The following is a 24,690-nucleotide window of genomic DNA, read 5'->3' as shown; positions in this document are numbered from 1 at the left end:
GGCGAGTGGTGGTGGGCTGCCCGCGACACCGTTCGACGGTGCGCGACGCTCCTGGAACCTCCTTGCGGAGGCTCCGGCCGACTGTCCCGCTCTGACAGCGCGGGACTCAGCGCTTCGAGGGATTCTACAGGTGCTCAGGACCGCCTGCGACCGAGGTGCTTCCTGGTCCACTCGACCGCGTCCGCGTAGCGGGCCTCGGAGCCGTGCCGGGTCGGGGCGTAGTACTCGCGGTCCTTGATCGGGTCCGGTGCGTACTGCTGCTCGGCGATGCCCTCGGGCAGGTCGTGCGGATAGACGTAGCCCTGCGCGTGCCCCAGCTTGGCGGCGCCCTTGTAGTGGCCGTCCCGCAGATGCGGGGGCACCTGTCCGGCCAGCCCCTTGCGTACGTCCTCCAGGGCGGCACCGATCGCCATGGTCGCGGAGTTGGACTTGGGGGCCAGGGCGAGGGCGATGGTGGCGTGGCTGAGGGTGAGGGCGGCCTCCGGGAAGCCGATCATGGCGACGGCCTGGGCGGCGGCCACCGCTATGGGCAGGGCGTTCGGGTCGGCGAGCCCGATGTCCTCGCTGGCGGAGATCATCAGGCGGCGGGCGATGAAGCGGGGGTCCTCGCCGGCCTCGATCATCCGGGCCAGGTAGTGCAGGGCCGCGTCGACGTCGGAGCCCCGGATGGACTTGATGAGGGCGCTGGCGACGTCGTAGTGCTGGTCGCCGTCCCGGTCGTACTTCACCGCGGCCCGGTCGACGACCTCCTCCAGGGTCCCCAGGCCGATCTCCGTCTCGCCCTTGTCGAGAGCGGCTCCGGCGGCGGCCTCCAGGGCGGTCAGGGCGCGGCGGGCGTCGCCGCCGGCGATCCGCAGCAGGTGCTCCTCGGTGTCCTCGGGGAGGGTGACGGATTCCTTCAGGCCGCGCTCGTCGGTCAGGGCCCTTCTGAGCAGGCCGCGGACGTCGTCGTCGGTGAGCGGTTCGAGGGTGAGCAGCAGGGAGCGGGAGAGCAGCGGGGAGATCACCGAGAAGTACGGGTTCTCGGTGGTCGCGGCGATCAGGGTGACCCAGCGGTTCTCGACGGCCGGGAGCAGGGAGTCCTGCTGGGCCTTGCTGAAGCGATGGATCTCGTCGAGGAAGAGGACGGTCTCCTTGCCGTATCCCCCGGTGGCGCGGCGGGCGCCGTCGATGACCGCGCGGACCTCCTTGACGCCCGCGGTGATCGCGGAGAGCTCCACGAACCGCTTGTCGGTCGCCTTGGAGACCACGTACGCGAGGGTGGTCTTGCCGGTGCCGGGCGGTCCCCAGAGGATCACCGAGGAGGGGCCGGCCGGGCCGCCGGAGCCCTCGCCGACCAGTCGGCGCAGCGGGGACCCCGGCTTCAGCAGATGCCGCTGGCCCACCACCTCGTCGAGGGTGCGCGGGCGCATCCGCACCGCCAGGGGGCTGCCGGTCGGATCCTTCTCCTGGCGTTCTTCTGCGGCTGCGGTGAACAGGTCGGGTTCCACGCTGAAACCCTAAATCACGGCACTGACAATCCCTCCAGGGCTGTCAGCTGGTCCAGAAGTCCCACCAGCGGGTCAGGATCAGCATGCCGATGATGCCGATGTGCAGGACCGGCAGCACCCAGGTGAACTCGCCGAAGAACGACTTCAGCCAGTTCGGGGCCGGCAGGAAGCTCTTGCGGATGTTGAAGGACGTCACGTACCAGAACATGATGATCGTCGCGACCCAGGCCAGCGAGCACCACAGGCACAGCGCGTTGATCCGGTACAGGGACTGGAACTGCAGCCAGCTGCAGAAGCCGACGCCGAAGAGGGTGCCGAAGTTGAAGGTGAGCCAGTACCAGCGCGGGAAGCGGGCGCGGGCCAGCAGGCTCATGCCGACGCAGATGACGATGCCGTAGCAGACCAGGCCGAGCATCGGGTTGGGGAAGCCGAAGGCGGCGGCCTGCTTGGACTCCATGACGCTGCCGCAGGAGACGACCGGGTTGAGGCTGCACCCGGGAGTGAACGTCTTGCCCTCGACCTTGGCTTCCAGCAGCTTGAACTTGTCGATCGTGATGACCCAGGCGGCCAGCAGCCCGGCGGCGCCGGTGATGATCAGCAGCAGGCCGAAGGCGATGCTGCCGCCCTCGGTGCGCGGTGCCGCGGAGGCGTGCTCGGGCTCGGGCTCGGTGGAGACGTCGTTGACTGTCGTCTTGCTCATCACGCCGATTCCGTCTGTTTGAGAGTTGGAACTTCTTCGGGCAGGGGCCATTGTGCCGCACCAGGCACCCTGTCCACCGTTCGGTGGACATAAGGATGTACGCACGGTCGTCCCGGAGTGTTCGGTTCGGGCCGATGATCGAGGCATGACAACACACGCGAACGAACTCGCGGTGGACGTCCGGGGGCTGCGCAAGCGGTACGGGGGCGTGACCGCGGTGGACGGTATCGATCTGGGTATCCGGCGGGGCGAGGTGTTCGGCCTGCTGGGGCCCAACGGGGCGGGCAAGAGCACGACGGTGGAGATCCTCCAGGGCAACCGGACCCGGGACGGCGGCGAGGTCTCGGTCCTGGGTTCCGATCCGGCGACGGGCACGCGCGCGTGGCGGTCCCGGGTGGGAATCGTCTGGCAGGACGAATCGGCGCCCGCCGAGTTGACGGTCCGCGAGACCGTACGGCACTTCGCGCACTACTACCCGAGGCCACGCGACCCCGAGCAGGTGATCGGCCTGGTCGGTCTCGAAGCCAAGGCGAACAGCCGGATCAAGGGCCTCTCGGGCGGCCAGCGCCGCCGTCTGGACGTGGCGCTCGGGGTGATCGGCGGCCCCGAGCTGCTCCTGTTGGACGAGCCGACGACCGGTTTCGACCCGGCGGCCAGGCGCCGGTTCTGGGATCTGATCCGGCTCCTCGCGGACGAGGGCACCACGATCCTGCTCACCACCCACTACCTGGAGGAGGCGGAGGCCCTCGCGAACCGGCTGGCGATCGTGGCCGGCGGCCGGGTGGTCGCCGAGGGCGAGCCGCCGGGCCGCAGGCGGAGGCGCTGGCGGCGGAACTCCGCCCCGACATCGTGCTGATGGATCTGCGGATGCCGGGCGGCGGGGGCGTCGACTCGATCGTCCGCATGTCCGAGGCGGGGCTGCGCTGCCGGGTGATCGTCCTGACGACGTACGAGAACGACCGGGACATTCTGCGCGCCGTGGAGGCGGGTGCGGCGGGCTACCTGCTGAAGGATCTGCCCCGGGGTGAACTGGCCGACGCGGTACGGGCGGCCGCGCGGGGCGAGACCGTGCTGGCCCCGTCGGTGGCGGCGCGGCTGGTGGACCGGCTGCGGGTCCGGCCGGAGCGCCCTCACCTCTCGGAGCGGGAGGTGGCGGTCCTGCGCCTGGTGGCCGAAGGCTGCACGAACGCGGAGATCGGCCGCCGGCTCTTCATCGGGGAGTCGACGGTGAAGACGCACCTGCTGCGGGCCTTCACCAAACTCAAAGTGGACGACCGAACGGCGGCGGTGACGCACGCGATGCGGTTCGGGTTGCTGGAGTGAGGGGACTCGCGCCCCCTCACTCCGCCGGGCTCAGCCCAGCCTCGACTCCAGCTCCGCCACGATCTCGTTCACGCCGATCGACGTCTGTTCGCCGGACTCCATGTCCTTCAACTGGACGACGCCCTCGGCGAGGTCGCGCTCGCCGGCGACGATCGCGTAGCGGGCCCCGCTGCGGTTGGCGTTCTTCATCGCGCCCTTGAGGCCCTTGGCTCCGTAGGAGAAGTCCGCCGCGACGCCCGCCCGGCGGAGCTCGGTGACCTTGGCGAACAGGATCCGGCGGGCCTCCTCGCCCAGCGGTACCGCGAAGACGCTGGTGGCGGAGGGGAGGTTCAGCTCGACGCCCTCGGCCTCCAGGGCGAGGACCGTGCGGTCGACGCCCAGCGCCCAGCCCACCGACGGCAGCGCGGGACCGCCGATCATCTCGGAGAGGCCGTCGTAGCGGCCGCCGCCGCCCACCGCGGACTGGGAGCCCAGACCGTCGTGGACGAACTCGAAGGTCGTACGGGTGTAGTAGTCCAGGCCCCGGACCAGCTTCGGGTCGTCCTCGAAGGCGACGCCCGCGGCCGTGATCAGTTCGCGGACCTCCTCGTGGTACGCCTTGCAGGCGTCGCAGAGGTAGTCACGGAGCAGCGGGGCATCGCCCAACTGCTTCTGGACCGACTCCCGTTTGTCGTCCAGGACCCGGAGCGGGTTGATCTCCGCCCGGCGCAGGGTGTCCTCGTCGAGGTCCAGGCCGCGCAGGAAGTCCTGAAGGGCCGCGCGGTACACCGGGCGGCACTCCTTGTCGCCCAGGCTGTTCAGCAGGATGCGGAAGTTCCGCAGGCCCAGCGAGCGGTAGGCCTGGTCGGCCAGGATGATCAGCTCGGCGTCGAGCGCCGGGTCCTCCGCACCGATCGCCTCGGCACCGACCTGCGAGAAGTGGCGGTAACGGCCCTTCTGCGGGCGCTCGTAGCGGTAGTACGAGCCGGAGTACCAGAGCTTGACGGGGAGGTTGCCGACCTTGTGCAGGTTCGCCTCGAGGGCGGCGCGCAGGACGGACGCGGTGCCCTCGGGGCGCAGGGCCAGCCGGTCGCCGCCCTTGGTCTCGAACGCGTACATCTCCTTGGTGACGATGTCGGTCGACTCGCCCACCCCGCGCGCGAACAGTTCGACGTTCTCGAAGCCGGGGGTCTCGATGTAGCCGTAGCCGGAGTCGCGCAGCGGCGCGGCGATCGCCTCACGGACGGCCAGGTACTTGGCGCTCTCCGGCGGGATCAGGTCGTAGGTGCCCTTGGGGGCCTGGAAGGTACTCACGAAGCTCTCTCGTCACATTCCTCGTCGGGGAGCGTCCGCGCTCCCGAGGCCGGCCGCCACCTGCCGCAGATAGGCGTTGGTGGCGCGCTCCTGGCCGATGGTCGTCTGGGGGCCGTGGCCGGACAGCACCACGGTGGAGTCGTCGAGCGGCAGGCAGACACGGGCCAGCGAGGCCAGCATGTCGTCCATGGAGCCGCCCGGCAGGTCCGTGCGTCCGATGGAGCCGGCGAAGAGCAGATCGCCCGAGAAGAAGACCGAGGGGATGTCGGCCGTCTCCGGCATCTGGAAGGTCACCGACCCCTTGGTATGGCCCGGCGCGTGCGCGACGGAGAATTCGAGTCCGGCCAGCTCCAGCTTCGCGCCGTCGGTCAGTTCGAAGACGTCGTCGGGCTCCCCCACCGTCAGCTCGCCCATCAGCGGCATGCCGATGGACCGGCCGAGCGCCTTCTCGGGGTCGCTCATCATGTACCGGTCCTCGGGGTGGATCCAGGCCGGCACGTCGTGCGCGCCGCACACCGGGACGACCGAGGCCACGTGGTCGATGTGGCCGTGGGTGAGGACGACGGCGACGGGCTTGAGCCGATGCTTCTTCAGTGCTTCCTCGACGCCTTCGGCGGCCTGGTGGCCGGGGTCGATGATCACGCACTCCGCGCCGGCGGCGGGGGCGACGAGATAACAGTTCGTCCCCCAGGCCCCGGCGGGGAACCCGGCAATGAGCACGATCGTCCTTCGTTGTGTCGGTTCGGGTGGCCACAAGCTGTGGTCCAGAGCCTACCGGCGCTGCCGTTTCCTCAGCGAACCCATATACGGTACGGGGCTACACGCAGTGGTCGGCTCACACAGCGCACAGGACGCACGCGTACCGGTCGACATACGACACGCATGAGGAGAGAACCCGGTGGTCACCCAGGAGCAGCGGCGGCGTCAGCTCGCCCGGGAGAAGTTCTTGCGGCAGCAGCAGCGGCGTACCAGCGCACGGCGCAAGTCACGCATGCGCAACTCCGTGATCGCGTCCGTGCTCGGCGTGATCGTGATCGGCAGTGTGGCGCTGTACACGACCGGCGTGCTGAAGAACGACGACAAGGCGAACGCCAGCTCGGAGACGACGCCCAGCGCCACGCCCAGCGCCAGCAAGGCGCCGGACCCGTGCGAGAAGGCCGCCGCCGGCAAGGTGGCGAAGCTGAGCTGGAAGAAGGAGCCGGCGATGTCGATCGACACGTCGGCGAACTACACGATGAAGCTGGCGACGACCTGCGGTGACATCGACGTCGCGCTGAAGACGGCGGCGGCCCCGCACACGGTGAACTCGTTCGACTTCCTCGCGTCGAAGGGCTACTTCGACCACACGAAGTGCCACCGGCTCACCACCAACGGCATCTACGTGCTGCAGTGCGGCGACCCGACGGGTACCGGCAGCGGCGGTCCCGGGTACACGATTCCCGACGAGAACCTGAAGGACAAAAGCCTGAAGGGCGGCGTCTACCCCGCGGGCACGATCGCGATGGCCAACACCGGTCAGAAGCACACCGGCGGCAGCCAGTTCTTCCTGGTCTACCAGGACAGCCAGTTGCCGGCCAGCTACACCCCGTTCGGCACGGTGGACGCGGCCGGACTCAAGATCCTGAAGAAGATCGCGGCCGCCGGGGACAGCACCGGAGCCGGTGACGGACCCCCGAACGCGACGGTCGTCATCAACAAGGCGACGGTCACGAAATCCTGAGGTCCAACCGCGAAACTTCGGTCGCGCGGGATGCGGACAGGCAACCCGCCGGTCGCCTATGTTGGCCGTGACGAAACTGTGGACGATGCCCGGGGGCGCTGAGGCCCCTCGCGGGCATCATGTGGAGGAGGCGCTGTGAGCAGCGACCCGTGGGGCCGCGTCGACGAGACGGGGACCGTGTACGTGCGTACGGCCGACGGCGAGCAGGTCGTCGGTTCCTGGCAGGCCGGCTCCCCTGACGAGGCGCTGGCCTACTTCGAGCGCAAGTACGAGGGCCTGGTTGTCGAGATCGGCCTCCTCGAAAAGCGAGTACGGACCACCGACCTGTCCGCGAAGGACGCCCAGGCCGCCATCGACCATCTGCGCGAGCAGGTGGAGGCGCACCACGCGGTCGGTGATCTGCAGGCGCTGCGGGACCGGCTCGACGGGCTGGTGAAGACCGTGGAGTCGCGTCGCGAGGAGCGTCGGGCGCAGCGTGCCAAGCAGTCCGACGAGGCCCGCAAGGCCAAGGAGGACCTGGTCGTCGAGGCGGAGCAGCTGGCCCAGTCCGACCAGTGGCGGTCGGCCGGTGAGCGGCTGCGGGCGCTGGTGGACACCTGGAAGGGGCTGCCGCGCCTGGACCGCAAGTCGGACGACGAGCTGTGGCACCGCTTCTCGCACGCCCGGTCGGCGTTCTCCAAGCGCCGCAAGGCGCACTTCGCGCAGCTGGACGCGCAGCGCGAGGACGCCCGCAAGGCCAAGGAGAAGCTGGTCGCCGAGGCCGAGTCGCTGTCCGACTCGACGGACTGGGGTCCGACGGCCGCCCGCTACCGCGAGCTGATGACGGAGTGGAAGGCCGCCGGCCGCGCCCAGCGCGAGCACGAGGACGACCTGTGGAACCGCTTCCGCGGCGCCCAGGACGTGTTCTTCGCGGCCCGCGGCTCGGCCTTCGCCGAGCGGGACGCGGAGCAGACCGAGAACCTGAAGCTGAAGGAGGAGCTGGCCGGCGAGGCCGAGAAGCTCCTGCCGATCACGGACCTGAAGTCCGCGCGGTCCGCCTTCCGCTCGATCAACGAGCGCTGGGAGGCCATCGGCCATGTGCCGCGCGACGCGCGTCCCAAGGTCGAGGGCCGGATGCACACGGTCGACCGGGCCATCCAGGAGGCCGAGGAGGCCGAGTGGCGCCGGACCAACCCGGAGGCACGCGCGCGTGCCGCGGGTCTGACCGGCCAGCTCCAGGCCGCCGTGGACAAGCTGAGGACGCAGATCGACCAGGCCCGTGCCCAGGGCAACGCGTCCAGGGCGGAGAAGCTGGAGCGTGAGCTGGAGGGCCGCCAGGCGCTCCTGGACCAGGCTCTGAAGGGCCTCCAGGAGTTCGGCGGCTGAGAGCCGCGCGGCACACGACGAGAGGGGCCCCGTACACGGCGTACGGGGCCCCTCTCGTCGTGTGCCGTGCGCTACGACCGGTTGCGGGCCGAGGTGACCCGGTAGACGTCGTAGACGCCCTCCACGCCGCGTACGGCCTTCAGGACGTGGCCCAGGTGCTTGGGGTCGCCCATCTCGAAGGTGAAGCGCGAGGTGGCCACCCGGTCGCGGGAGGTCTGGACGGCCGCGGAGAGGATGTTGACGTGCTGGTCGGACAGGACGCGGGTGACGTCCGACAGGAGCCGGGAGCGGTCCAGGGCCTCGACCTGGATGGCGACCAGGAAGACCGAGGACTGGGTGGGCGCCCACTCGACGTCGAGGATGCGCTCCGGCTCCCGGGACAGTGACTCCACGTTGACGCAGTCGCTGCGGTGAACCGATACACCGCTGCCGCGGGTGACGAACCCGATGATCGGGTCGCCGGGTACGGGCGTGCAGCAGCGGGCCAGCTTGACCCAGACGTCGTCGACGCCCTTCACGACCACACCGGGGTCCTGGCTGCTGCGGCGCTTGCTGCGGCGGCCGCGGGCCGGCGGGACCGACTCGTCGATCTCCTCGGTGGCCGCCTCCTCGCCGCCGAGCGCCTGCACCAGCTTCTGCACGACGTTCTGCGCGGCGACATGGCCCTCGCCGATCGCCGCGTACAGCGAGGAGATGTCCGGGTAGCGCATCTCGTGGGCGAGCGTGACCAGCGAGTCGCCGGTGAGGATGCGCTGGATCGGCAGGTTCTGCTTGCGCATCGCGCGGACGATGGCGTCCTTGCCCTGCTCGATCGCCTCGTCCCGGCGCTCCTTGGAGAACCAGGCGCGGATCTTGTTGCGGGCGCGTGGTGACTTGACGAAGCCGAGCCAGTCGCGGGACGGGCCCGCGCCGGGTGCCTTGGAGGTGAAGACCTCGACCAGGTCGCCGTTGTCCAGGGTGGATTCGAGCGGGACCAGGCGGCCGTTGACCCGCGCGCCTATCGTGCGGTGGCCGACCTCGGTGTGCACGGCGTACGCGAAGTCGACCGGGGTGGCCCCGGCCGGGAGCGCTATGACATCGCCCTTGGGGGTGAAGACGAAGACCTCGTTGCGGGACAGGTCGAAGCGCAGGGACTCCAGGAACTCGCTGGGGTCCTCGGTCTCCTTCTGCCAGTCCAGCAACTGCCGCAGCCACGCCATGTCGTTGAGGTGGTCGTCCTTGCCCTTGCCGGACGACTTCGGCACGTCGGTGCGGACCTTGGAGGCACCGGCCACGGCCTCCTGCTTGTACTTCCAGTGCGCGGCGATGCCGTACTCGGCGCGGCGGTGCATGTCGAACGTCCGGATCTGGAGTTCGACGGGCTTGCCGTTGGGGCCGATGACCGTCGTGTGCAGCGACTGGTACATGTTGAACTTGGGCATCGCGATGTAGTCCTTGAAGCGCCCGGGAACCGGGTTCCAGCGCGCGTGGACGGTGCCCAGGGCCGCGTAGCAGTCGCGGACGGTGTCCACCAGGACGCGGATGCCCACCAGGTCGTAGATCTCCGCGAAGTCCCGGCCGCGGACGATCATCTTCTGGTAGACGCTGTAGTAGTGCTTCGGGCGGCCGGTGACGGTCGCCTTGATCCGGGCGGCGCGCAGGTCGGACTGGACCTCGTCGGTCACTATGGCCAGATACTCGTCACGCTTCGGTGCCCGCTCGGCCACCAGCCGGACGATCTCGTCGTACATCTTGGGGTAGAGGATCGCGAACGCGAGGTCCTCCAGCTCCCACTTGATGGTGTTCATGCCCAGGCGATGGGCGAGCGGCGCGTAGATCTCCAGGGTCTCGCGCGCCTTCTTCTCCTGCTTCTCGCGCTTGAGATAGCGCATGGTGCGCATGTTGTGCAGGCGGTCGGCGAGCTTGATGACCAGGACGCGCGGGTCCTTGGCCATGGCGACGACCATCTTGCGCACGGTCTCGGCCTGCGCGGCCTCGCCGAACTTGACCTTGTCCAGCTTGGTCACGCCGTCGACGAGCAGCGCGACGACGTCGCCGAAGTCGCGGCGCAGGTCCTCCAGGCCGTACTCGGTGTCCTCGACGGTGTCGTGCAGCAGGCCGGCCATCAGGGTCGCCGGGTCCATGCCCAGCTCGGCCAGGATCGTGGTCACCGCGAGCGGGTGGGTGATGTACGGGTCGCCGCTCTTGCGCTTCTGGCCGCGGTGCCAGCGTTCGGCGACCTGGTAGGCGCGTTCGATCTGGCGCAGCGTGGCGTTCTCGATCTTGGGGTCGTTGCTGCGGACTATGCGCAGCAGCGGTTCCAGGACCGGGTTGTACGGGTTCGCGCGCTGCACGCCGAGGCGGGCGAGGCGGGCGCGGACGCGGTTGGAGGAGCCGGTGCGCGCGGGCTGCCCGGCGTTCGGACGGACCGCGGGCGCCGTCTCGGGGTGCTCGGGCGGGGCCGGCTTGGGGCGCGACTGCTCGGCCGACTTGTCGACGGGCGCGGACTGGGCGTGCTCCACCGGCCCGCGAGCGTCGTTCTTCGCGTGCGGCGTGCTCGGCGCGGGCTTGGCCGCGGCTGCCGAGGCGGACTCGGGCTTGGCGGCGGTCAGGTGCTGGGCCTCGTCTGGCAAGAGGACTCCTCGTGCGCGATCCGGGTCCCCCAGTCAGGCCCCGGACAACCATGGTAGCGATCCGGCCGCCGCCGAACGTGCGGAGCCCATCCGGACGGCCGCCCGGAGGTCACCATCCGGCAACCGTCCCGTCAACATGAACCATCGGACCTACCTTTTCCTAAAAAGTCCAAATTGGGCCGAATAAAAAAGCCGGGGCCATCAATTCCGTTGACTCGAACATCGGGTGCCACCTAAGATCAACTTCGACCAGAAGCGGAACAATTGACCAAATTCTGCTTCAAAAGAAAACAAAAAACGGGATAGAGCATGAAGATACTCGGAAAGTCACTCGCGGCTGCAGCCCTGACGGTGGGACTGGGTGCGGCTTTCGCACTTCCCGCCCAGGCGGCGACCGTGACGCCGATGTCCACGCACAGGGGCAGCGTCACCTGCTTCAACTGGTCCTGGGCCGACGGGACCAGCACGACCACCATCTACTACCACAACACCTGCAGCACGACGCAGCACCTGTGCGTGTGGTGGAAGGACGGCCAGGAGAACAACCTGCACCGCATCACCGCCGCGGGCGATGCGAAGGGCCACCTCAAGGAGCCGGGCACCATCAAATCCCAGGACATCGAGAACTGCTGATTCCGCAGCCGCTCGAATGGCATAAATAAGCACGGACAAAACGACGCAGCCCCGAGTGTGCAAGAAGGTCGCACTCGGGGCGGCGTCGTTTCCGGAACTCTGCCTCAGACGGTGAGCAGGGCCTCCAGGGGGGCGCCCTTGAGGGCCGGTTCCAGGCGCTCGCGTCCGCCCAGGAATCCCAGCTCCATGAGCACGGCCAGACCCGCGACCTCGGCGCCCGCCCGGCGGATGAGCTGGAGGGAGGCCTCAGCGGTGCCGCCGGTGGCGAGGACGTCGTCGACGACCATGACGCGGTCGCCCGCGGACAGGTCCTCGGCGTGCACCTCGATCTCGGCGGAGCCGTACTCCAGCTCGTACGCCTGGCTGAGGGTCGCTCCGGGGAGCTTGCCCGCCTTGCGCACGGGGATGAAGCCAAGCCCGGCCCGCACGGCGACCGGGGCGCCGAGGATGAAGCCGCGGGCCTCCAGGCCGACGATCTTCGTGGCACCACAGCGGACCGCGATGCCGGCCAGCGCGTCGGTGAGCGCCGTGAACGCCGCCGGGTCCGCCAGGAGCGGGGTGATGTCCTTGAACATCACGCCCGGCTCCGGGTAGTCCTCGACGTCCCGGATGCGGCTGAGCAGCAGCTCCGTGATGTCTGCGAGCTCGGTCATCGGCGCTTCCCGGAGGGCCGGCCGCGACCGCCCCGGTTACGGGACGCGGGCTGGTTGCGCGGGCCGACGACGGCCGGAGCGGCGTCCTCGGGCCCGTCCGGGCCGCCGACCCGGGACTCGGCCATCTCCTCCTCGGCGGCGGCCTGGGCCCGCTTGGCGAGGACGCGCTTCCTCAGCGCCTTCATCTGCGGCTCGGCCTCCTTGAGGTCGGCGACGAGCGGCGTGGCGATGAAGATCGACGAGTAGGCACCGGCGGCCAGACCGACGAACAGCGACAGCGAGATGTCGTTGAGCGTGCCCGCGCCGAGGAAGCCACCACCGATGAACAGCAGGCCCGCGACCGGCAGCAGCGCGACCACCGTGGTGTTGATCGAACGGACCAGAGTGCCGTTGATCGAGTGGTTGGCGATGTCGCTGTAGGTGAACCGGGTCTGCTTGGTGATGTCCTTCGTCTGCTCCTTGAGGCTGTCGAAGACGACGACCGTGTCGTAGAGCGAGTAACCGAGGATCGTCAGCAGACCGATGACCGTGCCGGGCGTGACCTCGAAGCCGACCAGGGCGTAGATACCGGTCGTGATGGTGATGTCGTGGATGAGCGCGACCAGGGCCGCGAGCGCCATCCGCCACTCGAAGGCGATCGCCAGGTAGATCACCACGAGGACCATGAAGATGCCGAGGCCCTCCCAGGCCTTGTTGGCGATCTCGTCACCCCAGCTGGGGCCGACCAGGTCGGCGTTGATGGACTCGGGGTCCACCTTCATGTCCTTGGCCAGCAGGGCCTTGGCCTCGTCCGACTTCTCGGTGTCCATGCCGGCGATCTGGATGCGCAGACCGCCCGTGCCGAGCTTCTGCACGACCGCCTCGTGGCCGGAGGCCTGCGACGCGTAGGTCTCCGCCTGGGCCACCGAGACGCTGGTCTTCGAGGTGGTGAAGACGGCACCGCCCTGGAAGTCGATGCCCATGTTCAGGCCGCGCACCGCCAGGCCGACGATGGCCGTGATGGTGATCAGGATGGAGATGCCGTACCAGATCTTGCGCTTGCCGACGAAGTCGTAGCTGATCTCGCCGCGGTGGAGTCGGGCGCCGAGGTTGCCGAGTTTCGACATCGCTCACGCTTCCTTCGGGTCGACAGGGCCGGCGACAGGACCGGCGGGACGGCGGGTGCGGCGCAGCGGGGCCTTGGCGCCCAGGCCCTTCGGGTCGAGCCCCGACCACTTGTGGCCGCTCGCGAAGAACTTACGCCGGGCGAGGATCGTCATCAGCGGCTTGGTGAAGAAGAAGACGACGACCACGTCGAGCACGGTGGTCAGACCGAGCGTGAACGCGAAGCCCTGGACCTTGCCGACGGTCACGATGAACAGCACGGCGGCGGCGAGGAACGACACGAAGTCGGAGACCAGGATGGTGCGCCGGGCGCGCGGCCAGGCCCGCTCGACGGCGGGACGCAGCGTGCGGCCCTCGCGGATCTCGTCCCGGATGCGTTCGAAGAACACGATGAACGAGTCCGCGGTGATGCCGATCGCGACGATCGCACCGCAGATGGCCGGCAGGTTCAGCGCGAAGTGGATCGCGGGACCGAGCAGCGACATGATCGCGTAGGTGAGGATCGCGGACACCAGCAGCGAGGGGATCGCGACGAGCGACAGACCGCGGTAGAACGCCACCAGGTAGATGATGACCAGGGCGAGGCCGATGGCACCGGCCAGCAGACCGGCGTGCAGCTGCTCGCCGCCGAGGGCGGCGGTGACGGTGGTGACGCTCTGCGTCTTGAAGGAGAGCGGGAGCGCGCCGTACGACAGCATGTTGGCGAGGCTCTGCGCCTCTTCCTGGGTGAAGCTGCCGGAGATCTCCGCCTGGCCGCCGGTGATGGACTGCTGCACGTACGGGCTGGAGACGACCTCGCCGTCGAGGACGATGCCGAACTCGTTCTGCGGCTGGGAGTTCTTGGCGAGGGAGGCGGTGACGTCGGCGAACTTCTTGGCTCCGCTGGAGCTGAAGTTCATCTGGACCTGCCAGCCGGAGGCACCCTGCGTGTCGAAGACGGCCTGGGCCTTCTTGACCTCGGTGCCGTCGACGGCGGCCGGGCCGAGCACGTACTTGTACCAGGTGCCGTCGACCTGGCCGCAGGCCACGGTGGAGTCGGTCGGCTTGGCGCTCTTGCCGGCGGTGCCGCGCTGCGCGGCCTTGGAGCAGTCCAGCGCGGTGTACTGGGCCTCCAGCTTCGAGGCCGCGGCGGAAGCGCTCGCGTCGGCCGAGGAGGAGGCGGAGGGGCTCGCCGACGAGGAGGCGGACGCCGAGGACGACGGCGTGGAGTCGGCCTTCAGGGCGTCGGTGACGGCGCGGCCCTGCGAAGTGGCGGAGGAGGACGGCGTGGCGGAGGACGACCCGGTCGCCTTCTCGGACGCCGACGCGCTGCTCGACGGGCTCGCGGACGTGCTCGGGGAGGCGCTGGAGCTGCCGCTGGAGGACGCGCTCGGGGACGCGCTCGACGCGGCGCCCGCGCTGGCCTCCTGGGCCAGGACCGGGCGGAAGTACAGCTTCGCGGTGGTGCCGACCTGCTGGCGGGCCTCTTCGGAGTTGGTGCCCTTGGGGATGTTGACGATGATGTTGCTGGTGCCCTGGGTCTGGACCTCCGTTTCGGACACACCCAGACCGTTGACACGGCGGTTCATGATGGCGACCGCGGTGTCCATGTTGGCCTTGTTGATCGCGTTGGGCTGGCCCGGCTCGTTCTTCGCCTGAAGCGTGATGCTCGTACCACCGGCCAGGTCGATACCGAGACGCGGAGTGGTGTTTCCGGAGAGGAACATCCCTCCGGTGAGCGCCACGATGGCGATCAGGATCAAGGCCAGCGAGCGCCCTGGCTTGCTCTGGGCGCTCGCGCTCCGGCCCCTCTTAGGTGCTGCCACCTTCTCGTACTCCCTCTCGGGCCGCCGCGCGCCTGGTCGGCGCGGTCGGCCATGACATGGTGTCGGGATCCCGTCCGGGAAACAGACGTGCCCGGGGTGCGGCCGGCGCGGGTGATGCGCGCCGTGCTCCCCGGGACACGGCTACTTCGCGTCGGAGTCGCCGTCGGTCTTCTTCGGCTCTTCGTCGGCCTTCGCCTCGGTGGGCTCCGCCTCCTCGGCCTTGGCCTCCACCGTGTCCTCGGCCTTCTCGTCGGCCTTCTCCTCGGCCGCGTCCTTCTTACCGAAGTCGACGGTCTTGTCGCCGGAGGCGGCGGCAGCGCCGGCGGACTCGTCGTCGGTCTCGGTGAGGGAGGAGGCGTCGTCCGGGACGATGTCGGTGTCGGACTTCAGGTCGTGCTCGATGCCGTGCACGATGCGGTTGTACTCGTCGTCGGTGAGAACGGCACCGATCGCGTTCTTCGCGAAGAGGAGGTCGACGCCCGGTCCGGCGTCGAGGAGGACCGTGTCCTCGTTGACTTCCTTGACCGTCGCGTACATGCCCCCAATGGTGCGGACGCCACTGCCGGGCTGCATCTCGTTCCGCATCTGCTTCGCCTGCTGCTGGCGCTTCCTGTTGGAACGCGTCATCAGGAACATGGCCGCGATAAGGACGATGAAGAAGAGAAGAGGCAAGGTATTCACGAGACGGAATTTCCTTCGCGCAGCCGCGGCAGTGAGCGGCCTGGATGATGGGGGTGTGGTCGGCGCCGCCCGCAAAGGCAGCATCGGCGGAGTCTAAGCGAGTCCGCGCGCATGGAACAACGCTCAGCATGGCACCTGGGTTCCTGCACCCGCCAATGCCCCGCCGTCACGAAGAGATCACGTCTGCCCACGGAGCCTGCGCGGCGGGCGGCGCGACACCGGGGGCCAGGGGTAAACGAGGGTCGCGGCGAGGCACGCCCCGGGGGGCGGACACGAAGCCCCGGCCCGGTACGTCCAGCGCAGATACCACGACCAAACACCACGCACCGGGAACCGGCACGAAAACCCGGCACCACACATCCGACGGTAGACGCGAAGGCCGACCGAGGCACGCCCGCGGGCGGACACAAAGACCCGACACGGCACCACGCCCGACGGCAGACACAAAGACCCGACACGGCACCACGCCCGACGGCAAGCACGACCACCGGACATGTCACGCCCGGCGGCAGACACAAAGACCCGACACGGCACCACGCCCGGCAGCAGGCGACCACCGGACCCAGCACGCCCGACAGCACGCGCGACCACCGGAACACCGCACGCCCGACGGCAGACGCGAACACGGGCACGGGCATGCCCGGCAGCAGGCGCGAAGACCCGGTACAGCACCACGCCCGACAGAGGCGCGAACACCGGACACCGCACATCCAACGGCAGGCGCGAAGAGACGCACGGCACGTCCGGCGGCGAGGGCCGCAGCCGGCACGAGACCCGGCAGCCCCGCGGACCCGACAGCAGGCACGAAGGCCTGCCGCCACGCATCCGACGGCATGCGTGAAGGCCGGGCGCCCGGTATTGGGGGCCGGCTACCGCGGTGGCGTTGCCGGGTGGGTGGGGCGGCCTGTGGTGGGAGCCGGGTGTCGGCCCGGTGTCACGTGCCGAACAGGTCCTGTTGGCCGGGTCCCGTCCCCCGCGGGGCGGTCAGGCCCAGGTGGGCCCAGGCTGCGGGGGTGGCGACGCGGCCGCGTGGGGTGCGGGCGAGCAGTCCCTCGCGGACCAGGAAGGGCTCGGCGACCTCCTCGACCGTCTCGCGCTCCTCCCCCACCGCGACGGCGAGCGTGGACAGGCCGACCGGGCCGCCGCCGAACAGCTTGAGCAGGGCCTCCAGGACCGCGCGGTCGAGCCGGTCGAGGCCGCGTTCGTCCACCTCATAGACGGCCAGCGCGGCGTGCGCGATCTCGCGCGTGATCAGCCCGTCCGCCTTGACCTGCGCATAGTCGCGGACGCGGCGCAGCAGCCGGTTGGCGATCCGGGGCGTGCCGCGCGAGCGGCCGGCGATCTCGGCGGCACCGGCGGTGTCGATCTCGACGTCCAGCAGGTTCGCCGAGCGGTGCACCACCCGCTCCAGCTCCCGCGGCTCGTAGAACTCCATGTGCCCGGTGAAGCCGAAGCGGTCGCGCAGCGGCGGCGGCAGCAGGCCGGCCCGCGTGGTGGCGCCGACCAGGGTGAACGGGGGCAGTTCGAGGGGGATGGCGGTGGCACCTGGGCCCTTGCCGACGATCACGTCGACGCGGAAGTCCTCCATCGCCATGTACAGCATCTCCTCGGCGGGCCGCGACATCCGGTGGATCTCGTCGAGGAAGAGGACCTCGCCCTCCTGGAGGGAGGAGAGGATCGCGGCCAGGTCGCCGGCGTGCTGGATGGCGGGGCCCGAGGTGATGCGGATCGGCGCGCCCATCTCCGCCGCGATGATCATGGAGAGGGTGGTCTTGCCCAGGCCGGGCGCGCCGGAGAGCAGCACATGGTCGGCGGTGGCGCCCCGCGCGCGTGCGGCCCGCAGGACCAGGTCGAGCTGCTCGCGGACCTTCTCCTGGCCGATGAACTCGCCGAGGTCCTTGGGGCGCAGGGCGGCCTCGACGGCCTGGTCCTCACGGTCGGCGACAGCACCCACCAGCCGCTCCGCGTCGGCGCCGGTGTCGGTCGTGTCGTCCCAGTTCATAAGTGATGTGCCTCAGCGGTGGGGGGTCAGCGGGCGCGGTTGAGGGTCTGCAGGGCCGCCTTGAGCAGCTGGCCGACCTGGGGGGTGCCCCCGACGGCCTCGGCCTGCGGGGCGACGGCGGTGACGGCCTCCTCGGCCTCCCGGGTCGCGTAGCCGAGACCGATCAGCGCGGCGTGCAGCTGGTCGCGCCAGCCCTGGCTGACCGGCGCACCGATCGCGGGGGCGCCGAGGGGCTCGCCGAGCCGGTCCTTCAGCTCCAGGAGCAGCTTCTGGGCACCCTTCTTGCCGATGCCCGGAACGGCGGTGAGGGACTTCTCGTCTCCGGTGGCGACGGCCCGGCGCAGGGCGTCGGGGCTGTGCACCGCCAGCATGGCCTGGGCGAGCCGGGGGCCGACCCCGCTCGCCGTCTGCAGCAGTTCGAAGGTCTGGCGCTCGTCGTCGTCGGCGAAGCCGTACAGGGTGAGCGAGTCCTCCCGGACGACGAGGGAGGTGGCGAGCTTGGTCTGCCGGCCCATCCGCAGCCCGGACAGGGTGTTGGGCGTGCACTGGACCGCGAGGCCGATCCCGCCCACCTCGACGACCGCGGAGTCCGGGGCGAGGGCGGCGACCGGGCCGCTCACGAAGGCGATCATGCCGTACGGCCTTTCGTTGCGTTGGCTGCGTGCAGGGCGACGGCCTGCTGGAGCCGGTTCTGGGCGGGGGCCCGCCAGATGTGGCAGATGGCGAGCGCGAGGGCGTCGGCGGCGTCGGCCGGTTTGGGTGGCGCGTCGAGCCGTAGCAGCCGGGTGACCATGGCGCCGACCTGGGCTTTGTCGGCGCGCCCTGAGCCGGTGACGGCGGCCTTGACCTCGCTGGGGGTGTGCAGGGCGACCGGGATGCCCCGGCGGGCGGCGCACAGCATGGCGACGGCGCTGGCCTGGGCGGTGCCCATCACGGTCCGGACGTTGTGCTGGCTGAACACCCGCTCCACGGCGACGCATTCGGGCCGGTGCTCGTCCAGCCACTGCTCGATGCCCTGCTCGATGGCGACGAGGCGACGGCCGAGTTCGGCGTCCGCGGGCGTGCGCACCACTCCGACACCGACCATGGTCAACGGCCGCCCGGCGACGCCGTCGACGACCCCGACACCGCATCGGGTCAGCCCGGGATCCACCCCCAGTACGCGCACGCACCCCTCCTTCGGTCTCCCCCAGCTATCGCTGGGAGGTGCCCCCAGTTTGTGCAGGCTATCCGGTGCCACCGACAACGGCCGACATGGCGACGGGCCGACGGGTGTGTCCCGTCGGCCCGTTCGGCCCGTTCAGCCCGTACACGTGTTACGCGTCGACCTTCTCCATGACCTCGTCGCTGACGTCGAAGTTGGCGAAGACGTTCTGCACGTCGTCGCTGTCCTCAAGGGCGTCGATCAGCCTGAAGATCTTCCGGGCGCCCTCCTCGTCCAGCTCGACCTGCATGGTCGGGACGAAGTTGGCCTCGGCCGAGTCGTAGTCGATGCCGGCGTCCTGGAGGGCGGTGCGGACCGCGACCATGTCGGTGGCCTCGCTGAGCACCTCGAAGGACTCGCCCAGGTCGTTGACCTCCTCGGCGCCCGCGTCGAGCACCGCGCCCAGGACGTCGTCCTCGGACAGCTCGCCCTTGGGGACGATCACGACGCCCTTGCGGTTGAAGAGGTACGACACCGAGCCCGGGTCGGCCATGGAGCCGCCGTTGCGGGTCATGGCGACGCGGACGTCGGAGGCCGCGCGGTTGCGGTTGTCGGTGAGGCACTCGATGAGCACCGCGACGCCGTTCGGGCCGTAGCCCTCGTACATGATCGTCTCGTAGTCGGCACCGCCGGCCTCAAGACCACCGCCGCGCTTGACCGCTGAGTCGATGTTCTTGTTCGGGACCGACTGCTTCTTCGCCTTCTGGATGGCGTCGTAGAGCGTCGGGTTGCCTTCGATGTCGACGCCGCCCATACGCGCGGCGACCTCGATGTTCTTGATCAGCTTCGCGAAGAGCTTGCCGCGCTTGGCGTCGATCACGGCCTTCTTGTGCTTCGTCGTGGCCCATTTAGAGTGGCCGGACATCTGCCTGTCTCCTTCGCGTAACCCATCTCTGCAACGAACGCCAGAGATCCTACTAGGACTCCGTCGCCCGGTTCGCGTGCACCATGTCGACGAACAGGGAGTGCACGCGGTGGTCGCCGGTCAGCTCCGGGTGGAACGACGTGGCGAGCGCGTTGCCCTGGCGGACCGCGACGATGTGGCCGTCGTGCTCGGCGAGCACCTCGACCGCGGCGCCGACCGACTCGACCCACGGGGCGCGGATGAACACGCCCTCTACAGGATCGCCCGTGACGCCCTTGACGTCGACCGCCGCCTCGAAGGACTCGTTCTGCCGTCCGAAGGCGTTGCGGCGCACGATCATGTCGATGCCGCCGATCGTCTCCTGACCCGAGCGCGGGTCGAGGATCTTGTCGGCGAGCATGATCATGCCCGCGCAGGTGCCGTAGACGGGCATTCCGGCCCGCACGCGCGCGCGGAGAGGCTCCATCACGCCGAACAGTACGGCCAGCTTGGAGATGGTGGTGGACTCACCGCCCGGGATGACCAGGCCGTCCACCTCGGCGAGTTCCTCGGGGCGCCGGACCGGCCTGGCCAGGGCGTCGGCCGCGGCCAGGGCGACGAGGTGCTCCCGTACGTCGCCCTGGAGCGCGAGGACTCCGACCACCGGAGTGGTCATCACCAGCCCCGGTTCGCGTAGCGCTCGGTCTCGGGGAGGGTGTCGCAGTTGATGCCGACCATGGCCTCGCCGAGGTTGCGGGACGCGTCCGCGATGATCTTCGGGTCGTCGTAGAAGGTGGTCGCCTTGACGATGGCGGCGGCCCGCTTGGCCGGGTCGCCGGACTTGAAGATGCCGGAGCCGACGAAGACGCCCTCGGCGCCGAGCTGGCGCATCAGGGCCGCGTCGGCGGGGGTGGCGACACCGCCGGCGGAGAAGAGGACCACCGGGAGCTTGCCCAGCTCGGCGACCTCCTTGACGATCTCGTACGGGGCGCGCAGCTCCTTGGCGGCGGCGTACAGCTCGTTGTTGTCGTAGCCGCGCAGGCGGGCGATCTCGTTCTTGATCTGGCGCAGGTGACGGACCGCCTCTACGACGTTGCCCGTACCGGCCTCGCCCTTGGAGCGGATCATCGCGGCGCCCTCGGCGATGCGGCGCAGGGCCTCGCCGAGGTTGGTGGCACCACAGACGAACGGCGTGGTGAACGCCCACTTGTCGGAGTGGTTGACCTCGTCGGCCGGGGTGAGGACCTCGGACTCGTCGATGTAGTCGACGCCGAGCGACTGGAGGACCTGGGCCTCGACGAAGTGGCCGATCCGGGACTTGGCCATGACCGGGATGGAGACGGCCTCGATGATGCCCTCGATCATGTCCGGGTCGGACATCCGGGCCACTCCGCCGTCCTTGCGGATGTCGGCCGGGACCCGCTCCAGGGCCATGACGGCGACGGCGCCCGCGTCCTCGGCGATCTTCGCCTGCTCCGGCGTGACGACGTCCATGATCACGCCGCCCTTGAGCTGCTCGGCCATGCCGCGCTTCACGCGGGCGGTGCCGGTCTCGGGGGCCTGGTTCTCAACGGTGGACACGGGTGACCTCACTGGGTGAAAGAGGGTTTCTGCGAGTACCGAGGAAACGTGAGTGGACCAGTCCACAGCAAGGGCCAATGGCAAGCCGGTGGATCCTTTTGGCCCGCCGGGGTCGGCCCGCCGCAGCTCAGGCGGCCGGTCCGGTGCCCCGGTCCACCAGAGCGGCAGGCGGCTCGTCGTCCATCTCGAAGGCCATCGGGAAGGGGGCGTGTCCGGCCAGCCGGAACCAGCGGACCTTGCGGTGCTCGCGCAGTCGGCGGGCCCCGCCGACGGCGTCGTTGTGGAAGCGGCGGGCCATCGGCACCCGGCGTACGGCCTCGGCCAGCTCGGTCGTCGCGGCCTCGCCGCCGGGGGCCGCGCGGACCTCCTCGACCTGCTGCGGGTGCTCGAAGACCGCGCGCAGGGCCTGGCTCAGGTCGCTCTCGGCGACCTCCCGCTGGTCCTCCTCGGCCTGCCGGGCGGCGTGCGCGGCCTCGTAGAGCACGATCGAGGCGGCCGGGTCCAGCACCCCGGAGGTCGCCAGCTCCTGGGCGACGGAGGCGCGCCGCAGCAGCTGGGCGTCGAGGGCGGCGCGGGCGGCGTCGATGCGCGCGTGCAGCCGGTCGAGCCGCCCCGCGGTCCAGCTCAGATAGAGGCCGGTCACGACAAGGGCGGCGAGGATCCAGAGCGTCCAGATGAGGGTTGCGGTCACGGGCGCACACGCTAGCGGCCCACCGACGCACCCACGGAACTCAGCCCCACACCAACCGGAACCGCGCCGCGGAACTCGGCCCACGCCAAAGCCGAACCACACCCGCGGAACTCAACCCCGCGCCTCCCCGACCCCCGACCGAAGCCTCAGTCCCGTGCCAGTCCGAACCGTGCCCGCAGGCCCGGGCGTTCGTCCGCTGCCACCGCGGCCGCGCCCGCCGTCACCGTCTCGTAGACGGACAGGATGTCCGCGCCCACGGTCGACCAGTCGAAGCGGCGTACGTGCACGCTGCCGCGTGCGCTCAGCGCGGCCCGGCGCTCCGGGTCCGCCAGGAGGCGTAGCGCGGCATCCGCCAGTGCGTCGGCGTCCTCGTTGGCGAAGAGTTCGCCCGCCGCCCCCTGGTCCAGGACCTGGGCGAAGGCGTCGAGGTCGGAGGCGAGGACGGGGGCCCCGGCCGAGAGGGCTTCGACCAGGATGATGCCGAAGCTCTCGCCGCCCGTGTTGGGCGCGATGTACAGGTCGAGGCTGCGCAGGAAGCGGGCCTTGTCCTCGTCGCTGATCATGCCGAGGAACTCGACGCGGGCGCGCAGCTCGGCGGGCAGGGACTCGACGGCGGCCTCCTCGTCGCCGCGGCCGGCCACCAGGAGCCTGGTCTCCGGGCGGGCGGCGAGGATCTTGGGGAGGGCCTTCATCAGCACCGGGAGGCCCTTGCGGGGCTCGTCGATCCGGCCGATGAAGCCGATGGTGTCGCCCGCCCGTCTCCCGCCACCACCCTCAACCGAGCTTCGCGCGCCTTCTGATTGCCACTCGGGGCGCGGCTCGGCCTTGGCGAAGAAGTCGACGTCGACGCCGTTGGGGATGACCACCGCGTCCCCGCCGAGGTGCTCGACCAGCGTGCGGCGGGCGTACTCGCTGACCGCGATCCGGGCGCTGATCTTCTCCAGTGCGGCCTGGAGGATCGAGTACGCGGCGATCATCGCGCGGGAGCGCGGGTTGGAGGTGTGGAAGGTCGCGACCATCGGGCCCTGCGCCGCCCAGCAGGTCAGCAGGCCGAGGGAGGGCGAGGTCGGCTCGTGGATGTGGACCACGTCGAACGCGCCGTCGTGCAGCCAGCGGCGCACCCGCGCGGCGGACAGGAAGCCGAAGTTGAGGCGTGCCACCGAGCCGTTGTACGGCACCGGGACCGCGCGGCCGGCCGAGACGACGTACGGCGGGAGAGGGGTGTCGTCGTCGGCGGGGGCAAGGACGGAGACCTCGTGGCCCAGGCGGATGAAGTACTCGGCGAGGTCACGGATGTGGAACTGGACGCCACCGGGCACGTCCCAGGAGTACGGACAGACGATGCCGATCCTCACGACGGTCCCTTCGCGGGGTCGAGGTCGGCGAGCCACAGCCGCTGGAGCATGTGCCAGTCCTCCGGATGGTCGGCGATCCCGGTGGCGAAGGCATCGGCCAGCGCCTGTGTCATGACAGACGTCTTCGAGTCCCGGTCACCTGACTCGGGGACGGCGATCGGGGCGTGCACCCGGCCCTTCATGACGGGAGTGTCGTCGTACCAGAGGGTCACCGGGAGCAGGTACGCGCCGGTCTGCTGGGCCAGGAGGGCCGGTCCCGCGGGCATCCGCGCGGTGTCGCCGAAGAAGTCGACCTCGACGCCGGAGGCGGACAGGTCGCGGTCGGCGACCAGGCAGATCAGGCCGCCGTCGCGCAGCCTGCGGGCGAGGTTGCCGAAGGCGGAGCCGCCGCTGTGCGGCAGCACCTCCATGCCGAGGCCCTCGCGGTAGGCGACGAAACGGTCGTAGAGCGTCTCCGGCCTGAGGCGCTCGGCGACCGTGGTGAACGGGGTCTTCAGCTCGGTGGTGACCCAGGCGCCGGCCAGGTCCCAGTTGGCCAGGTGCGGCAGCGCGATGATCACGCCCTTGCCGGAGGCGAGGCCGTCGGTGAGGTGGTGGACGTCCTTGACGTCGAAGCCGGACCGGATCCGGTCCTCGCTCCAGGCCGGCAGCCGGAAGGACTCCATCCAGTAGCGCAGGTACGACCGCATGCCCGCGCGCGACAGCTCGCGCAGCCGCTCCGGGCTGGCGTCGGGCAGCACGCGCGCGTAGTTCGACTCCAGGCGCTGGACGCCCTTGCCGCGCTGCCGCCAGGCGAGGTCCGCGACGGTCCGGCCGAGGCGCACTGCGACCGGCTCGGGGAGTTTCTTGACGGTGCTCCAGCCGAGCCCGTACAGACCGTCGGTGAGCCGGTCGGCGGCGGTCACTGTGCCGCCTCGCTCCCGTGGGAGGCCTTCTCCCGCTCGGCCGCCGCCTCCGCCTCGGCGGACTCACGGCGGACCGTGACCACCCGCTGGACCAGCGTGACGAGGCTGCCCACCGCAACCACCCACAGGGCGATCGGGAGCAGGATCTGGATGCCCGGCACACCGAACTTGTGGAAGCCGGCGAGACCGGCCGCCACCAGCGAGATCACCAGGCGCTCGGCGCGCTCGACCAGACCGTTGACGGCCACCGGCAGCCCGATCGACTCGCCGCGCGCCTTGGTGTACGACACCACCTGGCCGCTGGCCAGGCAGAAGATGGAGACGGCACACAGGACGTTGTCGTTCCCGTTGCCCGCGTACCAGAGGGCGAAGCCGCCGAAGATCGCGCCGTCGGCGACCCGGTCCAGGGTGGAGTCCAGGAAGGCACCCCAGCGGCTGGTGCGGCCCAGCTGGCGGGCCATGTTCCCGTCCACCAGGTCCGAGAACACGAACAGCGTGATCACGATCGTGCCCCAGAAGAACTCGCCCCGGGGGAAGAAGACCAGCGCGCCCGCGACGACTCCGGCCGTGCCGAGGAGCGTGACCGTGTCCGGGCTCACACCCCGGCGGATGAGAAACGCGGCGAACGGTGTGAGGACACGCGTGAAAAATGCACGCGCGTACTTGTTCAGCATGGCCTTCCCGACGGTCGTTGCGCCGTGCGGCCCCTGCTGGCCACCCCGGCTGGCC

General features: G+C 70.1%; 22 protein-coding genes and 2 pseudogenes. 5 read left to right on the top strand and 19 right to left on the bottom strand.

Annotated features, from left to right (window positions below; all coding sequences use genetic code 11):
- Window positions 1-134: 134 nt before the first annotated feature.
- A complete protein-coding gene (locus ACGFZQ_RS22080) occupies window positions 135-1,490 on the bottom strand; it encodes a replication-associated recombination protein A (protein WP_351735652.1) in 1,356 nt (451 codons plus the stop codon).
- Window positions 1,491-1,533: 43 nt separating this feature from the next.
- Entirely contained in the window at window positions 1,534-2,190 is a 657-nt protein-coding gene (locus ACGFZQ_RS22075) for a vitamin K epoxide reductase family protein (RefSeq protein ID WP_382546448.1), read from the bottom strand.
- Between the two features lie 145 nt (window positions 2,191-2,335).
- Here ACGFZQ_RS22075 and ACGFZQ_RS22070 point away from each other — a divergent pair.
- Together ACGFZQ_RS22070 and ACGFZQ_RS22065 are read left to right on the top strand one after the other, a co-directional pair.
- Window positions 2,336-3,010 (top strand): annotated as a pseudogene (locus tag ACGFZQ_RS22070) (ABC transporter ATP-binding protein); the annotation flags it as partial.
- Window positions 2,989-3,513, top strand: a pseudogene (locus tag ACGFZQ_RS22065) (LuxR C-terminal-related transcriptional regulator); the annotation flags it as partial. The pseudogenes ACGFZQ_RS22070 and ACGFZQ_RS22065, both read left to right, overlap by 22 nt.
- A 30-nt stretch (window positions 3,514-3,543) precedes the next feature.
- On the opposite strand, the gene hisS reads toward ACGFZQ_RS22065, so the two are convergent.
- Entirely contained in the window at window positions 3,544-4,806 is a 1,263-nt protein-coding gene (hisS, locus tag ACGFZQ_RS22060; protein WP_393841719.1) for a histidine--tRNA ligase, read from the bottom strand.
- A 12-nt stretch (window positions 4,807-4,818) separates the two neighbouring features.
- A complete protein-coding gene (locus ACGFZQ_RS22055; protein WP_351735663.1) occupies window positions 4,819-5,526 on the bottom strand; it encodes an MBL fold metallo-hydrolase in 708 nt (235 codons plus the stop codon).
- A gap of 178 nt (window positions 5,527-5,704) precedes the next feature.
- On the opposite strand from ACGFZQ_RS22055, the gene ACGFZQ_RS22050 reads away from it, so the two are divergent.
- Together ACGFZQ_RS22050 and ACGFZQ_RS22045 are read left to right on the top strand one after the other, a co-directional pair.
- Entirely contained in the window at window positions 5,705-6,526 is an 822-nt protein-coding gene (locus ACGFZQ_RS22050) for a peptidylprolyl isomerase (protein WP_351735665.1), read from the top strand.
- Between the two features lie 135 nt (window positions 6,527-6,661).
- Window positions 6,662-7,891, top strand: coding sequence for a DUF349 domain-containing protein (locus tag ACGFZQ_RS22045; protein WP_351735667.1), 1,230 nt, complete (start codon window positions 6,662-6,664; stop codon window positions 7,889-7,891).
- Window positions 7,892-7,962: 71 nt separating this feature from the next.
- On the opposite strand, the gene relA is transcribed toward ACGFZQ_RS22045, so the two are convergent.
- Window positions 7,963-10,503, bottom strand: coding sequence for a GTP pyrophosphokinase (gene relA, locus ACGFZQ_RS22040; RefSeq protein WP_393841718.1), 2,541 nt, complete (start codon window positions 10,501-10,503; stop codon window positions 7,963-7,965).
- A 405-nt stretch (window positions 10,504-10,908) separates the two neighbouring features.
- On the opposite strand from relA, the gene ACGFZQ_RS22035 reads away from it, so the two are divergent.
- The gene (locus tag ACGFZQ_RS22035; RefSeq protein ID WP_351735671.1) at window positions 10,909-11,136 is read left to right on the top strand and encodes a hypothetical protein; all 228 of its coding nucleotides are present in this window, start codon (window positions 10,909-10,911) and stop codon (window positions 11,134-11,136) included.
- 104 nt (window positions 11,137-11,240) lie between these two features.
- Here the strand turns inward: ACGFZQ_RS22035 and ACGFZQ_RS22030 are convergent, their stop codons facing one another.
- From ACGFZQ_RS22030 to pgsA, 14 genes are all read right to left on the bottom strand, one after another.
- On the bottom strand, window positions 11,241-11,789 hold the full coding sequence (locus ACGFZQ_RS22030; protein ID WP_351735673.1) for an adenine phosphoribosyltransferase: 549 nt from the start codon (window positions 11,787-11,789) through the stop codon (window positions 11,241-11,243).
- Window positions 11,786-12,895, bottom strand: a complete 1,110-nt coding sequence (secF, locus tag ACGFZQ_RS22025; protein ID WP_351735675.1) for a protein translocase subunit SecF — start codon at window positions 12,893-12,895, stop codon at window positions 11,786-11,788. The genes ACGFZQ_RS22030 and secF overlap by 4 nt, the downstream gene beginning before the upstream one ends.
- Window positions 12,896-12,898: 3 nt before the next feature.
- Window positions 12,899-14,698 (bottom strand): protein translocase subunit SecD, encoded by a 1,800-nt coding sequence (gene secD / locus ACGFZQ_RS22020; RefSeq protein ID WP_351735677.1) that lies wholly within the window; start codon window positions 14,696-14,698, stop codon window positions 12,899-12,901.
- A gap of 141 nt (window positions 14,699-14,839) precedes the next feature.
- Window positions 14,840-15,379 carry a preprotein translocase subunit YajC gene (gene yajC, locus ACGFZQ_RS22015; protein ID WP_351735679.1) on the bottom strand — a complete coding sequence of 180 codons (540 nt, stop codon included), beginning with the start codon at window positions 15,377-15,379 and terminating at the stop codon, window positions 14,840-14,842.
- A gap of 934 nt (window positions 15,380-16,313) precedes the next feature.
- Entirely contained in the window at window positions 16,314-17,381 is a 1,068-nt protein-coding gene (ruvB, locus tag ACGFZQ_RS22010; protein WP_351735681.1) for a Holliday junction branch migration DNA helicase RuvB, read from the bottom strand.
- Between the two features lie 26 nt (window positions 17,382-17,407).
- On the bottom strand, window positions 17,408-18,013 hold the full coding sequence (ruvA, locus tag ACGFZQ_RS22005; RefSeq protein WP_393841717.1) for a Holliday junction branch migration protein RuvA: 606 nt from the start codon (window positions 18,011-18,013) through the stop codon (window positions 17,408-17,410).
- On the bottom strand, window positions 18,010-18,549 hold the full coding sequence (gene ruvC / locus ACGFZQ_RS22000; protein ID WP_393841716.1) for a crossover junction endodeoxyribonuclease RuvC: 540 nt from the start codon (window positions 18,547-18,549) through the stop codon (window positions 18,010-18,012). Before ruvC ends, ruvA begins: the two co-directional genes overlap by 4 nt.
- Before the next feature lie 148 nt (window positions 18,550-18,697).
- The gene (locus tag ACGFZQ_RS21995) at window positions 18,698-19,450 is read right to left on the bottom strand and encodes a YebC/PmpR family DNA-binding transcriptional regulator (protein ID WP_351735687.1); all 753 of its coding nucleotides are present in this window, start codon (window positions 19,448-19,450) and stop codon (window positions 18,698-18,700) included.
- A gap of 52 nt (window positions 19,451-19,502) precedes the next feature.
- Window positions 19,503-20,105: a pyridoxal 5'-phosphate synthase glutaminase subunit PdxT gene (gene pdxT, locus ACGFZQ_RS21990; RefSeq protein WP_351735689.1), complete on the bottom strand. Its 603-nt coding sequence runs from the start codon at window positions 20,103-20,105 to the stop codon at window positions 19,503-19,505.
- Window positions 20,105-21,010, bottom strand: coding sequence for a pyridoxal 5'-phosphate synthase lyase subunit PdxS (pdxS, locus tag ACGFZQ_RS21985; protein WP_351735691.1), 906 nt, complete (start codon window positions 21,008-21,010; stop codon window positions 20,105-20,107). The genes pdxT and pdxS overlap by 1 nt, the downstream gene beginning before the upstream one ends.
- Before the next feature lie 127 nt (window positions 21,011-21,137).
- Window positions 21,138-21,701: a hypothetical protein gene (locus tag ACGFZQ_RS21980; protein WP_393841715.1), complete on the bottom strand. Its 564-nt coding sequence runs from the start codon at window positions 21,699-21,701 to the stop codon at window positions 21,138-21,140.
- Between the two features lie 146 nt (window positions 21,702-21,847).
- Entirely contained in the window at window positions 21,848-23,056 is a 1,209-nt protein-coding gene (locus ACGFZQ_RS21975) for a glycosyltransferase family 4 protein (protein ID WP_393841714.1), read from the bottom strand.
- Entirely contained in the window at window positions 23,053-23,961 is a 909-nt protein-coding gene (locus ACGFZQ_RS21970; RefSeq protein ID WP_351735695.1) for a phosphatidylinositol mannoside acyltransferase, read from the bottom strand. The genes ACGFZQ_RS21975 and ACGFZQ_RS21970 overlap by 4 nt, the downstream gene beginning before the upstream one ends.
- Window positions 23,958-24,635 (bottom strand): phosphatidylinositol phosphate synthase, encoded by a 678-nt coding sequence (gene pgsA / locus ACGFZQ_RS21965; RefSeq protein WP_351735697.1) that lies wholly within the window; start codon window positions 24,633-24,635, stop codon window positions 23,958-23,960. Before pgsA ends, ACGFZQ_RS21970 begins: the two co-directional genes overlap by 4 nt.
- Window positions 24,636-24,690 lie beyond the last annotated feature (55 nt).

This window comes from Streptomyces sp. NPDC048254 (assembly GCF_043201895.1).
Taxonomy (GTDB): domain Bacteria; phylum Actinomycetota; class Actinomycetes; order Streptomycetales; family Streptomycetaceae; genus Streptomyces.
This window is presented reverse-complemented; position numbering and strand designations above follow the sequence as displayed.